The sequence below is a fragment of the Anaerobacillus sp. QJM3NY_17 genome (assembly GCF_056173665.1).
Genome location: NZ_CM149685.1, coordinates 1,879,547 through 1,893,750 on the forward strand (window position 1 = coordinate 1,879,547; position 14,204 = coordinate 1,893,750).

The following is a 14,204-nucleotide window of genomic DNA, read 5'->3' on the forward strand; positions in this document are numbered from 1 at the left end:
TTTCCCTTGCATTTTAGAACAAAAACCTGTAATCTAATATCTGTACGACAAGTACACAACCTATACTGGGCTATCGAGTCACCGACGTTTGCGCGGTATCAGGGGATTAGAAATTAAGGAGGTGAAACGGATGGCAATCACACAAGAACGTAAGCAAGAGCTTATCACTAAGTTCAAAACTCACGAGAATGATACTGGTTCTCCAGAGGTTCAAATCGCTGTCCTTACTGAGGAAATCAACAATTTGAACGATCATCTACGTTTCCACAAGAAAGACCACCACTCTCGTCGCGGTCTTCTTAAGATGGTTGGTAAACGCCGTAATCTTTTAACGTATCTTCGTAACAAAGACGTTACTCGTTACCGCGAACTTATCAAAGAACTTGGTCTACGTCGATAATGATTCAGAAAAGCGGGATGTTTCCCGCTTTTTTATTAGGTTAAAAATACATAGATTTCTTCCTTTCTTTTTAGAAGCAAAAAGGTTAGGGTATAATAAAAGAAATGATTTTATTGGATGAGAGGAGTTCTCACATTAATGGCACAAGATAAGCAAGTGTTTTCAATCGATTGGGCTGGTCGCGAGTTGTCAGTTGAAATTGGTCAACTGGCTAAACAGGCGAGCGGTGCAGCATTGATCCGTTACGGCGATACAGCCGTACTAGCAACGGTTACAGGCTCTAAAGAGCCGAAAGACCTTCCGTTTTTCCCACTAACGGTTAATTATGAAGAACGATTATATGCAGTAGGTAAAATTCCTGGAGGATTCATCAAGCGTGAAGGACGTCCGAGTGAAAAAGCGATTCTTGCTAGTCGTTTAATTGATCGCCCGATCCGTCCATTATTCCCTGATGGTTTCCGTAATGAAGTTCAAGTTGTCAGCACAGTGATGAGCGTTGATCAAAACTGCTCTTCTGAGATGGCAGCTATGTTCGGTTCATCTCTAGCGCTTGGAATTAGTGATCTTCCATTTGATGGTCCAATTGCTGGCGTTATCGTTGGACGCGTTGATGGGGAGTTTATTGCAAACCCTAACGTTGAGCAGCTTGAACAGAGTGATATTCACCTAACTGTTGCAGGTACTAAAGATGCAATTAACATGGTTGAAGCTGGAGCTGAAGAAGTTCCTGAAGAAATCATGCTTGAAGGTATTCTTTTTGGTCACCAAGAAATTAAGCGCCTGATTTCATTCCAGGAAGAGATCATTGAAGCTACTGGAAAAGAAAAGCGCGAAGTTGTTCTTAAGACTGCAGATAAAACGCTTGAAGCAGCTCTTAGTGAACAGTACTTATCTGACATTAAAGAAGCTGTAAAAGTGATTGAAAAGCATGCTAGGCAGGAAGCAATTGATGCTGTAATGACGCGTGCAACTGAAGCATATGAAGAAAACGAAGAGTATAGTGCCGATGAAGTGAAATCAATTCTAAATAGCTTCGTTAAGCAAGAAGTTCGTCGTTTAATTCTAAAAGATAAAGTAAGACCTGATGGTCGTGGCGTTGATGAGATTCGTCCACTTGATTCTGAAGTAGGAATTCTACCAAGAACACACGGATCTGGATTGTTTACTCGTGGACAAACCCAGGCACTTAGCATTTGTACTCTTGGTGCACTAGGAGACGTTCAGATTCTCGATGGTCTTGGTACAGAAGAATCTAAGCGATTCATGCATCACTATAACTTCCCGAAATACAGCGTCGGCGAAACTGGACCAATGCGTGGACCTGGTCGTCGTGAGATTGGTCACGGTGCCCTTGGTGAGCGTGCACTTGAGAAGGTTATTCCAACTGAGAAGGATTTCCCATATACGATTCGTCTTGTATCTGAAGTTCTTGAATCAAATGGCTCTACTTCACAAGCAAGTATTTGTGCTAGTACGCTAGCGATGATGGATGCAGGTGTGCCGATTAAAGCACCAGTTGCAGGTATTGCAATGGGACTTGTAAGTGATGGCGAGGATGTAACAGTTCTTACAGATATTCAAGGCATGGAAGATGCTCTTGGTGACATGGACTTTAAAGTTGCTGGAACAAAGCAAGGTGTAACAGCTCTTCAAATGGATATTAAAATTTCTGGAATTAACGAAGACATCCTTCGTCAGGCTCTTGAGCAGGCGAAAAACGGTCGTCTCGCCATTCTTGAAAACATGATGAGTGCGATCAACGAACCTCGTACTGAGCTTTCTGCATACGCACCTAAGATTCTTACAATGTCAATTAAACCAGATAAAATCCGCGACGTTATTGGACCAAGCGGTAAAATCATCAATAAGATCATTGAAGAAACTGGCGTAAAAATTGATATTGAGCAGGATGGTTCGGTCTTTATTTCTTCTACTGAGCAAGAAATGAACGCAAAAGCGAAGAAAATGATCGAAGATCTTGTTAGAGAAGTGGAAGTAGGCACAACTTATCTTGGTAAAGTGAAACGAGTTGAGAAATTTGGAGCATTCGTTGAGCTATTTGCTGGGAAAGAAGGTCTGGTTCACATTTCTGAACTAGCTGAAGAGCGTACAAACAAAGTAGAAGACGTTGTTTCAATCGGTGATGAAATCATGGTTAAAGTGAAAGAAATCGATAAGCAAGGACGCGTTAACCTTTCTCGTAAAGAGATTTTGAAAGAACAGCGTGAACGTGAAGAACAAAGTCAAAAGAGCTAATGAATTCGGCTGAGGCCGAATTCATTTTTTTTTGCTGATTTTTGTTAGCTTATTCTGTTTCCTCTCATTTGGATAAATGTGACCGGCGTTGATTTCATCTAATGCAAACCTTTGTTTTTTGGTAACGAATTGTTTCACGTAAGTTCTAGAGCTTGCCCATCAAACATACCTTTTTTACAAAAGGGGGCAGATGAATGAAGAAATCCTGGATCCAATTTATTGTGTTTATCATGATCTTAGGCGTAGCAGCAGGTTCACTTCAGAACCCCTACACATCAATGTATTTAAGTGATTTGAAAGAACAAGCTACCTTGAACGTGAATGGAAGTCCACTATATGACGAGATTGCTGATGCGAAGGAAAGCATGGATATACCTCCAATTAATGCTGTAATTGATCGTGTTTGGAAAGGAATCCCAGGCTATAATGGTCTGATAATTGATGCAGAAGCTTCCTATGAAAAAATGAAGGGGAAGGCGTTTGATGAGAATCTACTTGTAAAAAAAGAAGTGAAGCCTGATGTTCAGTTAAATGATCTTGAGCCCACTGCAGTCTATAAGGGTAATCCTAAGAAGCCGATGGTCGCCTTTATGATAAATGTCGCTTGGGGAGAGGAATATTTACCTGATATGTTGCAACAGCTTAAGAAATATAGTGTTCATGCTACTTTTTTTCTTGATGGCTCATGGGCGAAGAAAAACCCTGATATCGTTCGTATGCTTGATGAAGAAGGACATGAAATCGGAAATCACGCCTATTCTCATCCTGATTTGAAACAGCTAAGCGACGCCGCTATCCGTAAAGAGCTTGAAGATACAAATCAAGTTATTGAAGCAACAATTGATAAACAACCTGTCGTTTTCGCACCACCAAGCGGAAGCTACGCGAATAACGCCGTTCAAATTGCTGATCAGCTTGGAATGCAAACAGTGCTCTGGTCTGTTGATACCGTGGACTGGAAAAAACCTGCACCACAAGTACTGACAGAGAGGGTGCTCCAAAATGTACACGCGGGTGCTCTTATACTCATGCATCCAACAGAACCGACAGAAAAAAGTCTTGAAGCGTTAATTCGCGGCGTAGAAAAGAGAGGATACCAGCTTGGGACAGTTTCACAAGTGTTAGATTCTAAACGACTTGAGAAAAGATGATAAAATTGTGTCCTTTCTTCATTAATGATATAGTGTTTTTGGAGTATGACGAAACATAATGGCTCGATACAGGAGGAACAGGTTTGATAAATAAAGTAACTTGTAAAAATGGTGTCAGAGTAGTACTAGAAAATATTCCAACAGTCCGTTCAGTTGCTATCGGAATTTGGATTGGAACTGGTTCTCGTTTTGAACCGAAAGAATTAAATGGCGTTTCACATTTCCTTGAACATATGTTTTTTAAAGGAACGGATAAGCGCAGTGCCAAAGATATTGCGGAATCCTTTGATAGCATTGGCGGTCAAGTTAATGCGTTTACATCAAAAGAGTACACGTGTTACTATGCAAAAGTTCTTGATGAGCACGCAGATTATGCTCTTGATGTATTAACTGATATGTTTTTCCATTCAACATTTGAAGCTGGAGAGCTTGCGAAAGAAAAGAATGTTGTACACGAAGAAATCAAAATGTATGAAGATACGCCAGATGATATTGTCCATGACATGCTGAGTCAGGCAAGTTATGGGGATCATGAGCTTGCGATGCCGATCCTTGGAACAGAAGAGACGTTAAAAGGATTCTCAGGTGACACGCTTCGTGATTACATGCAAACTCATTACACACCGGATAATATTGTGGTTTCGATTGCAGGAAATATTGATGAATCGTTCATGCATAAAGTAGAGAATGCATTTGAACACTGGGAAACTCCTGCTGGAAAACCTGAAGTACTCGCTCCGAAATTTCATTCAGGACAAATCGCTCGCCAGAAGGAAACAGAGCAAGCCCATTTATGTCTTGGGTACGCTGGACTTCCGTTTGGTACAGATGATATTTATAGTCTCATTGTGATGAACAATGTGCTCGGTGGAAGCATGAGCAGTCGTCTTTTCCAGGATGTTCGTGAAGATCAAGGACTTGCTTACTCAGTCTTTTCTTATCATTCTGCTTATCAGGATAGCGGGTTATTAACGATCTATGCAGGTACAGCTCAAAACCAGCTGGATCGCTTATATGAGACTATCCAGAAGACTTTAACGGAATTTAAGCGTGATGGCATTACAACGAAAGAGTTGAAGAATTGCAAAGAGCAGCTAAAAGGTAACTTGATGCTCAGTCTTGAAAGTACAAACAGCCGTATGAGCCGAAATGGTAAGAATGAATTGCTATTAAACCAACATCGTTCACTCGATGACATTATTACGAATATTGAGAGCGTTAATCATGAGAACGTAAACAGTATGATCCATTCGATGTTTACTGATGAATTTTCATGCTCGCTTATTAGTCCAAACGGTCAATTACCAGGTGGTATGAAATCCTAAGGACGCTTACCCGTCGAATTATAAGGCGGGTTTTTTCATGTCTTCCTTTAATAAACTACTCATAGACTATGGTATATAACGTGAACGTATTATTAGATAGTGGTTTACGATAGGACTTTCATCAATTTGTTTAAAGGGGGACATATGATGAGATTAAGTCAGCTTAGCGGTAAGGAGCTTATCGATATAGAAAAAGGGCGGAAGCTTGGTGTGCTTGGGCAAACTGATCTATTGTTTGATGAGAAAACAGGGTTATTAAAAGAATTGATCATTCCGAAATCGTCGTGGATGGGGTTAAAACGCAAAGAACAAGAAATTACGATTCCATGGGAGCACATAGAAACGATTGGAAGAGATATGATCATTTTGCAAAATCATCAAAAGGGTTAAAACTGGTACACCTCTTGATTCACCAAGCGGGCATACACCACATAGAATGTTGAGAAATTACAATAATCCCCGTAGTAAGACGTGGAAAAGGAAAGGGGAGGAACGATGCTAACGAATCAACATATCGCTGTTATTGGCGGTGATGCCCGCCAGCTTGAAATTATTCGAAAGTTAACCGAATTGAATGCCGATTTATATTTAATCGGATTCGATCAGCTTGATCATGGCTTTACAGGTGCAACGAAATGCACATTGGATGAAGTGAAGCTAACGACCCTTGATGCAATTGTCCTTCCAGTCAGTGGAACAACGATCGAAGGAGAAGTTGAAACGATCTTCTCAAATGAAAAAGTAGTGTTAACAGCAGATCAACTTAAACAAACGCCAGCCCATTGTACGGTATATAGCGGAATCAGTAACAGCTGTCTAAATGAGATGGTGGCTGAAGCATCCAGAACGTTAGTTCGCTTATTCGAACGAGATGATGTGGCCATTTATAATTCTATTCCGACTGTTGAAGGTACTGTTATGATGGTTATTCAGCATACGGATATTACCATTCATCAATCAAATATTGCGGTTCTAGGTCTTGGTCGAGTCGGGATGTCAGTTGCCAGAACATTTAATGCATTAGGGGCAAATGTTAGTGTTGGGGCTAGAAAACCAGAGCATATCGCGAGAATTGCGGAGATGGGATTAAAACCGTTTCATTTATCTGATCTCGTGAACCAAGTATCCCATTTAGATGTATGTATTAATACAATCCCAGCACAAATCGTCACATCTCAAGTTATTGCTAAAATGCCGTCTCATACGCTCGTGATTGACCTTGCTTCTAAGCCCGGAGGTACTGATTTTCGATACGCCGAAAAAAGAGGAATTAAAGCTCTTCTTGCGCCAGGCCTGCCTGGTATTGTGGCTCCAAAAACGGCCGGAAAAATCATCGCTAATGTTCTGACACAGCTGTTAATTGAGCGGTCTCAGAATGGAAAGGAGAACACTCCATGAGTTTGAAAGGTATGCACATTGGTTTTGGATTAACTGGTTCCCACTGTACGTATGATGCGGTCGTTCCACAAATAGAAGAACTTGTTCAACTAGGTGCTAAGGTGACGCCATTTGTTTCACATACGGTCATGAATACAAATACTCGCTTTGGCGATGGAGAAAACTGGATCGCTCGTATTGAGGAAATAACAGGTAATGAAGCAGTTAATTCGATCGTAAAGGCTGAGCCATTTGGTCCCAAAACACCACTTGATTGTATGGTTATCGCTCCAATAACAGGGAATTCTATTAGTAAATTTGCGAATGCGATGACAGAGTCTCCTGTATTGATGGGGGCAAAAGCAACTTTGCGTAATGAAAAACCAGTTGTGTTAGGCATTTCTACTAACGATGGGCTAGGATTAAATGGTACAAATATCTTAAGATTAATGTCGACGAAGAATATTTATTTCATTCCATTTGGTCAAGATGATCCAGTTAAAAAACCAAATTCACTCGTTGCACGGATGCCATCTTTAAGGGAAACTGTTGAAAAAGCACTTCTTGGCAGACAGCTTCAGCCGGTTTTAATCGAAAGGTATTTGGATTAGCCAATTGATTTATCTTTCTTTAAGATAGGTTTATGATAGAATAGAGAATAAAATCACCAGGAATGGGGAGAAACCTCGGTTTCTCCTTCTGTTGTGATGGATTTTGAATGGAATATGGGAGGAGAATAAGTCATGAGCGGGAAAAAATATCATGTAGCAGTAGTTGGAGCAACAGGCGCAGTCGGACAACAAATGATCAAAACACTAGAGGAAAGAGATTTTCCGATATCGACCTTAACGCTCCTTTCATCATCACGTTCTGCTGGTAAAAAAGTAACGTTTAAGGGTCAGGAAGTAACGGTGAAAGAAGCCACTCCTGAAGCATTTGAAGGGGTTCAGCTTGCGTTATTTAGCGCTGGTGGCAGTGTATCAAAAGCTCTTGCTCCAGAAGCAGTTAAACACGGAGCGATTGTTGTAGATAACACAAGTGCATTCCGTATGGATCCAGAAGTACCTCTTGTTGTACCAGAAGTGAACGAAGGGGATTTGAATGATCACAAAGGGATTATTGCGAACCCAAACTGCTCAACCATTCAAATGGTCGCAGCTCTTGAGCCGCTGAAACAAACATATGGCCTTACTAAAATTATTGTTTCTACTTATCAAGCTGTTTCAGGTGCAGGTGCAAATGCGGTTACTGAAATGAAAGAGCAGTCTAAAGCGGTGCTAAATGGTGAGGACTACGAGCCACAAATTTTGCCTGTTAAAGGTGATAAACAGCACTATCCGATCGCTTTCAATGCCATCCCACAAATCGATGTATTTGAAGACAACGGATTTACTTATGAAGAAATGAAAATGATAAATGAAACGAAGAAAATCATGCATGATGCAGAGCTTCATGTTGCAGCTACTTGTGTGCGACTACCAATTGAAACAGGTCATGCTGAATCAGTCTATGTTGAAATTGGTCATGATGATGTAACAGTAGAAGATATGAAAGAACTATTGAGTAACGCACCAGGTGTAACGCTCAAAGACGACCCTGCAAACCAGGTTTATCCGATGCCCGTTGATGCTGTTGGGAAATCGGACGTTTTTGTCGGTCGTATTCGAAAAGATCTAAATCAAAAAAATGGCTTCCATATGTGGATTGTCTCTGATAATCTACTGAAGGGGGCAGCGTGGAATTCTGTTCAAATTGCTGAAAGCCTTGCAGCCCTAAATATATTGAAATAGACATAAGAAGGTGTTCTAAATGAAAGTCATCGTGCAGAAGTTTGGCGGTACTTCATTGAAAAGTGAAGACGGCAGACTGAGAGCTGTAAACCATATTAAAGATGCAGTGAGCGATGGATATAAAGTTGTCGTCGTCGTTTCAGCAATGGGTCGTAAAGGTGATCCATACGCGACTGACACTCTTCTTGGCCTCATTGGCGATCGAGAACGGAAGGTCACTTCAAGAGAATATGATCTACTTGTATCTTGTGGTGAGAGTATTTCTTCTGTCATATTCTCAAATCTCCTCTTAGGCGAAGGATTGAGAGCCACAGCTTACACCGGAGGTCAGGCAGGTTTCATGACAACGGCTGAGCATAGCAAAGCAAGAATTCTTGAAATGAAGTCAGAAAGACTACTGGAAGAGCTGAAAATGATGGATGTTGTCGTTGTGACAGGCTTCCAGGGCGTCACAAAAGACGGCGATGTAACGACTCTTGGTCGAGGTGGAAGCGATACGTCAGCAGCTGCGCTTGGTGCTGCCCTTTCAGCTGAATGGGTAGACATCTTTACGGATGTAGAAGGTATTATGACAGCTGATCCAAGAATTGTTGAGAAAGCACGTCCTCTCTCCATCGTGACATATAACGAAGTTTGTAATATGGCTTATCAAGGTGCGAAGGTTATTCACCCTCGCGCAGTTGAAATTGCTATGCAGGCGAAGATACCGCTCCGAATTAGGTCAACTTATTCTTCTTCGACAGGTACGCTCGTCACGTCTGCTACAGGAAAAACGACTGGTGAACAGGTGATAGATCGTTTAATTACGGGTATAGCTCATGTAAACGGCGTAACCCAAATTAAAGTGTATGCGAAAGAAGGACAATATGATCTTCAGTCACGCGTTTTTAAAGCTATGGCGCGTGAGGGGATCAGCGTTGATTTCATCAACATCAGCTTAACGGGTGTTGTTTATACGGTTATGGAGGAAATGACCGACAGAGCCGTTGCAACGCTAAATGAAATGGGCTACGAGCCTGAAGTCATCGAGAATTGTGCGAAAGTATCTGCAGTTGGAGCTGGAATGAGTGGTGTTCCTGGCGTAACAGCAAAGATTGTGGAATCACTTGCGCGAGAAAACATTGATATTTTACAGTCAGCTGATTCTCATACAACGATTTGGGTTCTTGTGAGACAGACTGACCTTTCAGCAGCAGTTAATGCGCTGCACGAAACGTTTTATCTTCATCTGGAGCCGGGGCAAGAAATGGAACAGATGATGGATCAGCTTTAAGTGATAGGCAAGGAGTGAAAGAAATGAATTTTGGAAAAGTACTAACCGCAATGGTCACCCCTTTCGATCGCAAAGGGTACGTGGATTTTGCGAAGACAGAGCAATTGGTCAACTATTTAATTAATAATGGAACAGAAGGTCTTGTTGTAGCGGGTACAACTGGCGAATCGCCAACGCTTTCTTCAGAAGAAAAAGTGGCGCTCTTTAAGCATTCTGTTAAAATCGCTGATGGCCGCGTACCGATTATTGCAGGAACAGGCAGTAATAACACGCACGCATCGATCGAGTTAACAAAAAAGGCAGAAGCTGCAGGCGTGGATGCGATTATGATCGTAGCCCCTTATTACAGCAAGCCTGGTCAAAAAGGTCTTTATGAGCATTTCAAAGCGATCGCAGAATCAACAAAGCTTCCAGTAATGATTTATAACATTCCTGGTCGTTCTGTTGTGAATATGACGGCAGACACAATTGTTGAGCTTTCTAAGATCAACAACATTGTTTCTGTTAAAGAAGCAAGTGGAGATCTTGACCAAATTACAGATATTATTACGCGCACAGAAGAGTCTTTCTCTGTTTATAGTGGAGATGACGGCTTAACTTTACCGATTCTTTCTATCGGTGGTGATGGCGTTATTTCTGTTGCGTCACACGTTCTTGGGAATGAAATGCAACAGATGATCTCAGCTTATCAATCTGGGGAAGTTAAGGAAGCGGCAGCGGTTCATCAAAAAATCCTGCCAATTATGAATGAGCTCTTTAAAGCACCAAGCCCATCCCCTGTTAAAACAGCTCTTCAGCTAAAGGGTATGGATGTAGGAAGTGTACGTCTACCGATGATTCCTCTAACAGCAGAGGAGCGCTCATCACTAGCCGCTGCGCTTAATAAATAATGTTAGAACGGATGCTTATGCATCCGTTTTTTTTTTGCACGGATTTTTTTTAAGAGTAAGCACTTTTAAGTTCGTTTTTTTCAGACTATCTCATGAATGGTAAAATCGCCACTCGTTCATACTACTAGTACCAGAGTAAGGAAGGGGTACCAGTATGAACAGTGAATATCGCAATGAAAACCCAGGTCAGGATCCTGAACCTAAAAAAGACGACCAATCAAAATCTTCGCTAGTTGATAAAATTCAGCAGCTTGGCCAAACAAACGTGCCAACGATGGATCAATCTAATATTCATTGTTTAACTATTATCGGACAAATTGAAGGACATGTGCAGCTGCCACCACAAAATAAAACAACAAAATATGAGCATCTTATCCCACAAATTGTGGCAATCGAACAAAACCCTAAGATTGAAGGTGTGCTGATCCTTCTTAATACAGTAGGGGGAGACGTAGAAGCAGGACTTGCTATATCTGAAATGATTGCTTCCCTTTCGAAACCTTCTGTTTCGATTGTCCTTGGTGGTGGACATTCAATTGGAGTGCCAATAGCGGTTGCTGCAAATTATTCGTTTGTCGCAGAAACGGCAACAATGACGATTCATCCTGTTCGACTAACAGGTCTTGTTATCGGCGTGCCGCAAACGTTTGAATATCTCGATAAAATGCAGGAGCGAGTTGTTAGTTTTGTGACAAGGCACTCAAATATTACAGAAGATAAGTTTAAAGAGCTTATGTTTTCAAGAGGAAATTTAACGAGAGATATCGGAACAAACGTAGTGGGTGAAGATGCTGTGAGCTATGGTTTGATCGATGAAGTTGGGGCTGTTGGTCCAGCAATGAAGAAGCTAAATGAATTAATGGAGGAATATAAGGGAGAGCAGGAAGGAGATCTTGTCCAATGATTCTTTATACCATCCTACCAAATGAAGCAGTATTCCCTCCTGATCAGAGTGTTTATGAGCAGCAGAAGATCATCGAATGGAACGGAGTCCAACTTCTTGTCGAGCGAACGTCTCTGACAGAGTGTAGGGTAGTGCAGGTACTTAGCACAGATCCCATGGACTATCTCAATGATGCAACACAGCCTGGTCAAATGTTAACGCTATCCACTTCTCCATTGAAATAGAGCCTATAGGACCACGGGAAGATGTGGTATACTAGGAATAGATTGGTGAACAAAAAGCAGCCTGAAATGGCTGCTTTTTTCACCAGCTATGGCTTGTATAGAGGTGAGATAATGGCAAAACGAAAAAGAAAAAAGACAACAAAGAAACAGGCCGCCTGGCAATCCCAAGTCAAAGTTGAATTTATCGGTTTAACGGTTCTGGCTTTTACCGTTTTAGGTGTTTTGAAAATGGGAGTAGTTGGACGAGCGATTTACCATATGTTTCGCTTTTTTGCAGGCCAATGGTATGGACTAATTATCGCAGGCCTTGTGATATTCGCAGGTTATTTAATTGTGAAGAGGAAGCTCCCAGCCTTTTGGACAAGAAGATTAGCAGGATTTTATTTACTAGGCATTTCATTTCTGTTATTAAGTCACGTCGGCTTATTTGAAACACTTTCTCGTCAGGGCCAATGGGATAGTCCATCGGTTATTGCTAATACATATGAACTCTTCCGAATGGACGTTAGCGATCCATCAGAAACTAGCCCGCTTGGCGGGGGCATGATCGGTGCGCTTCTCTTCGCCTTTTGCTACAGACTTTTTGATGCAACAGGAACGCAGCTAATGGCCTTTCTATTGATTTTACTATCTTTTGTCTTGATTACGGGTAAATCGTTTAGTGATGTACTAGGTAAAGCCCTTGCTTGGATTAAAGGTTTTGTATTAAACACATATGATGAAGCGAAATCACTTCTATCAGAAAGTAAAAATTCAAGAAGAGAAAAGAGAGAACAGCGGGCTGCATTAAGAGAACAAGAAGCATCCATGGAGCCTGAGGAAACGTATGACGTCTCTCAAACAAGTAAGGATGAATCAGAAGAAGAGGCGCCATTTGAGCCTGAGATTCGAACCTTTACTGAAAGTGCATATCCAACACAGTCAGAAACGCCTGTGGAGAAAGAGACAGAAGAAAGTAAAGATGGTGAACCTGTTAAGGAAGCAGCAGATGGAACCCCAATTCAGTCGCTAACAGTTGGCGAGCTAGAAAACAAAGATTATCGTCTTCCATCTTTATCTTTACTGCAGCCTCCAAAGAAGGTGTCGCAGGATAATGAACGTCAGCAAATTTCCGCAAACGCTCGTAAATTAGAAAAGACGTTTGAGAGCTTTGGTGTAAAAGCCAAAGTAATGAAGGTTCATCTTGGTCCAGCGGTAACGAAATATGAGGTATATCCTGATACAGGTGTGAAAGTAAGTAAAATTGTAAACTTAACAGATGACCTGGCACTAGCTCTTGCTGCACGGGACCTACGTATTGAAGCACCGATCCCAGGTAAATCTGCGATAGGGATCGAAGTACCGAATTCTGAAGTCGCGATGGTTACATTGAGGGAAGTATTGGAATCAAAAGAATACCAATCGCACGAATCGAAAGTATCTATTGGTTTCGGAAGAGATATTTCAGGTGAAGCAGTTGTTTCCGATTTATCTAAGATGCCCCATCTACTAGTTGCAGGAGCAACAGGAAGCGGTAAAAGTGTGTGTATCAACGGTATTATTGCAAGCATTATGATGAAGGCCAAGCCTCATGAAGTTAAAATGATGATGATTGATCCTAAGATGGTTGAACTTAACGTATACAATGGTATACCTCATCTTCTAGCACCAGTCGTAACGGATCCGAAGAAAGCTTCACAGGCTTTGAAAAAGGTTGTGAGTGAAATGGAGCGTCGTTATGAGCTATTCTCACATACTGGTACGCGGAATATCGAAGGGTATAACAATCATATTAAGCGTCATAATGAAACGTCAGAGGCGAAGCAGCCTTCACTACCGTATATTGTTGTTATTGTGGATGAGCTAGCTGATTTAATGATGGTAGCGTCAAGCGATGTAGAGGATGCGATTACAAGACTCGCACAGATGGCACGAGCAGCGGGAATACATTTAATCATTGCGACACAGCGTCCGTCAGTTGACGTTATCACAGGGGTGATTAAAGCTAATATTCCATCCCGTATTGCCTTTAGCGTTTCGTCCATGACAGACTCAAGAACAATTCTTGATATGGGTGGAGCAGAGAAATTGCTAGGTAAAGGGGATATGCTATTCCTTCCTGTAGGGGCGAATAAACCCAAACGAGTTCAGGGTGCCTTCTTATCTGATGAGGAAGTAGAAGAACTCGTTGACTTTGTCATTGCCCAGCAAAAAGCTCAGTATCAGGAAGAAATGATACCAACAGATAAGCCTGAGGAAGCTCAGCCGGAAGTAGATGATGATTTATATGATGACGCTGTTCAATTGATAACCGAGATGCAAACAGCTTCGGTATCAATGCTACAACGACGATTTCGAATAGGTTACACCCGAGCAGCAAGATTAATCGATGCTATGGAAGCTCGAGGTATCGTAGGACCTTATGAGGGCAGTAAACCTCGTGAAGTTCTCGTTAGTAAAGGGGAAGAAGCACAATCCAGTTAAGGGTTGTGCTTCTTTTTTATGTGTTTTTATCCTAGTGACGACAAATCGGAATGAGAAAAACGAAAAGAATTGGCCATTTGTGTTAGAAATTCTATCATTTTAAATATTGGTAATCGGGCTTTTTTTCAAAAAACTATTCCTTTATCTCCTT

Annotated in this window: 13 protein-coding genes; all 13 read left to right on the forward strand. The window is 41.5% G+C overall.

The genetic code is table 11. The features are described 5' to 3' along the window. Nucleotides 1-130 precede the first annotated feature (130 nt). The 13 genes from rpsO (at nucleotide 131) to AC0VYV_RS10095 (ending at nucleotide 14,053) form a co-directional block, all read left to right on the forward strand. Nucleotides 131-400, forward strand: a complete 270-nt coding sequence (gene rpsO, locus AC0VYV_RS10035) for a 30S ribosomal protein S15 (RefSeq protein WP_048309782.1) — start codon at nucleotides 131-133, stop codon at nucleotides 398-400. A gap of 138 nt (nucleotides 401-538) precedes the next feature. Beyond that, on the forward strand, nucleotides 539-2,656 hold the full coding sequence (locus tag AC0VYV_RS10040; RefSeq protein WP_303531297.1) for a polyribonucleotide nucleotidyltransferase: 2,118 nt from the start codon (nucleotides 539-541) through the stop codon (nucleotides 2,654-2,656). Between the two features lie 194 nt (nucleotides 2,657-2,850). Continuing rightward, the gene (locus AC0VYV_RS10045; protein ID WP_475367281.1) at nucleotides 2,851-3,807 is read left to right on the forward strand and encodes a polysaccharide deacetylase family protein; all 957 of its coding nucleotides are present in this window, start codon (nucleotides 2,851-2,853) and stop codon (nucleotides 3,805-3,807) included. Nucleotides 3,808-3,890: 83 nt separating this feature from the next. Further along, entirely contained in the window at nucleotides 3,891-5,132 is a 1,242-nt protein-coding gene (locus AC0VYV_RS10050; RefSeq protein ID WP_430242634.1) for a M16 family metallopeptidase, read from the forward strand. Nucleotides 5,133-5,279: 147 nt separating this feature from the next. Then, complete coding sequence (locus AC0VYV_RS10055) at nucleotides 5,280-5,522, forward strand: YlmC/YmxH family sporulation protein (protein ID WP_194221437.1); 243 nt, start codon at nucleotides 5,280-5,282, stop codon at nucleotides 5,520-5,522. A gap of 105 nt (nucleotides 5,523-5,627) precedes the next feature. Then, nucleotides 5,628-6,530, forward strand: coding sequence for a dipicolinic acid synthetase subunit A (gene dpaA, locus AC0VYV_RS10060; RefSeq protein WP_475367282.1), 903 nt, complete (start codon nucleotides 5,628-5,630; stop codon nucleotides 6,528-6,530). Beyond that, nucleotides 6,527-7,120 carry a dipicolinate synthase subunit B gene (locus AC0VYV_RS10065; protein ID WP_194221439.1) on the forward strand — a complete coding sequence of 198 codons (594 nt, stop codon included), beginning with the start codon at nucleotides 6,527-6,529 and terminating at the stop codon, nucleotides 7,118-7,120. The genes dpaA and AC0VYV_RS10065 overlap by 4 nt, the downstream gene beginning before the upstream one ends. Nucleotides 7,121-7,252: 132 nt before the next feature. After that, nucleotides 7,253-8,299, forward strand: a complete 1,047-nt coding sequence (gene asd, locus AC0VYV_RS10070; protein ID WP_430242630.1) for an aspartate-semialdehyde dehydrogenase — start codon at nucleotides 7,253-7,255, stop codon at nucleotides 8,297-8,299. 19 nt (nucleotides 8,300-8,318) lie between these two features. Then, on the forward strand, nucleotides 8,319-9,572 hold the full coding sequence (gene dapG, locus AC0VYV_RS10075; RefSeq protein WP_194221441.1) for an aspartate kinase: 1,254 nt from the start codon (nucleotides 8,319-8,321) through the stop codon (nucleotides 9,570-9,572). Between the two features lie 23 nt (nucleotides 9,573-9,595). Beyond that, complete coding sequence (gene dapA, locus AC0VYV_RS10080) at nucleotides 9,596-10,462, forward strand: 4-hydroxy-tetrahydrodipicolinate synthase (protein ID WP_475367284.1); 867 nt, start codon at nucleotides 9,596-9,598, stop codon at nucleotides 10,460-10,462. 154 nt (nucleotides 10,463-10,616) lie between these two features. After that, the gene (locus AC0VYV_RS10085; protein ID WP_194221443.1) at nucleotides 10,617-11,366 is read left to right on the forward strand and encodes a ClpP family protease; all 750 of its coding nucleotides are present in this window, start codon (nucleotides 10,617-10,619) and stop codon (nucleotides 11,364-11,366) included. Beyond that, nucleotides 11,363-11,590, forward strand: a complete 228-nt coding sequence (locus tag AC0VYV_RS10090) for a YlzJ-like family protein (RefSeq protein WP_194221444.1) — start codon at nucleotides 11,363-11,365, stop codon at nucleotides 11,588-11,590. Before AC0VYV_RS10085 ends, AC0VYV_RS10090 begins: the two co-directional genes overlap by 4 nt. 111 nt (nucleotides 11,591-11,701) lie before the next feature. Continuing rightward, the gene (locus tag AC0VYV_RS10095) at nucleotides 11,702-14,053 is read left to right on the forward strand and encodes an FtsK/SpoIIIE family DNA translocase (RefSeq protein ID WP_475374787.1); all 2,352 of its coding nucleotides are present in this window, start codon (nucleotides 11,702-11,704) and stop codon (nucleotides 14,051-14,053) included. Nucleotides 14,054-14,204: the final 151 nt, after the last annotated feature.

What these genes read in the sequence shown, in the direction of transcription:
- rpsO (WP_048309782.1), top strand. Translation starts at nt 131, where the DNA reads ATGGCAATCACACAAGAACGTAAGCAAGAGCTTATCACTAAGTTCAAA.
- AC0VYV_RS10040 (WP_303531297.1), top strand. Translation starts at nt 539, where the DNA reads ATGGCACAAGATAAGCAAGTGTTTTCAATCGATTGGGCTGGTCGCGAG.
- AC0VYV_RS10045 (WP_475367281.1), top strand. Translation starts at nt 2,851, where the DNA reads ATGAAGAAATCCTGGATCCAATTTATTGTGTTTATCATGATCTTAGGC.
- AC0VYV_RS10055 (WP_194221437.1), top strand. Translation starts at nt 5,280, where the DNA reads ATGAGATTAAGTCAGCTTAGCGGTAAGGAGCTTATCGATATAGAAAAA.
- dpaA (WP_475367282.1), top strand. Translation starts at nt 5,628, where the DNA reads ATGCTAACGAATCAACATATCGCTGTTATTGGCGGTGATGCCCGCCAG.
- AC0VYV_RS10065 (WP_194221439.1), top strand. Translation starts at nt 6,527, where the DNA reads ATGAGTTTGAAAGGTATGCACATTGGTTTTGGATTAACTGGTTCCCAC.
- asd (WP_430242630.1), top strand. Translation starts at nt 7,253, where the DNA reads ATGAGCGGGAAAAAATATCATGTAGCAGTAGTTGGAGCAACAGGCGCA.
- dapG (WP_194221441.1), top strand. Translation starts at nt 8,319, where the DNA reads ATGAAAGTCATCGTGCAGAAGTTTGGCGGTACTTCATTGAAAAGTGAA.
- dapA (WP_475367284.1), top strand. Translation starts at nt 9,596, where the DNA reads ATGAATTTTGGAAAAGTACTAACCGCAATGGTCACCCCTTTCGATCGC.
- AC0VYV_RS10085 (WP_194221443.1), top strand. Translation starts at nt 10,617, where the DNA reads ATGAACAGTGAATATCGCAATGAAAACCCAGGTCAGGATCCTGAACCT.
- AC0VYV_RS10090 (WP_194221444.1), top strand. Translation starts at nt 11,363, where the DNA reads ATGATTCTTTATACCATCCTACCAAATGAAGCAGTATTCCCTCCTGAT.
- AC0VYV_RS10095 (WP_475374787.1), top strand. Translation starts at nt 11,702, where the DNA reads ATGGCAAAACGAAAAAGAAAAAAGACAACAAAGAAACAGGCCGCCTGG.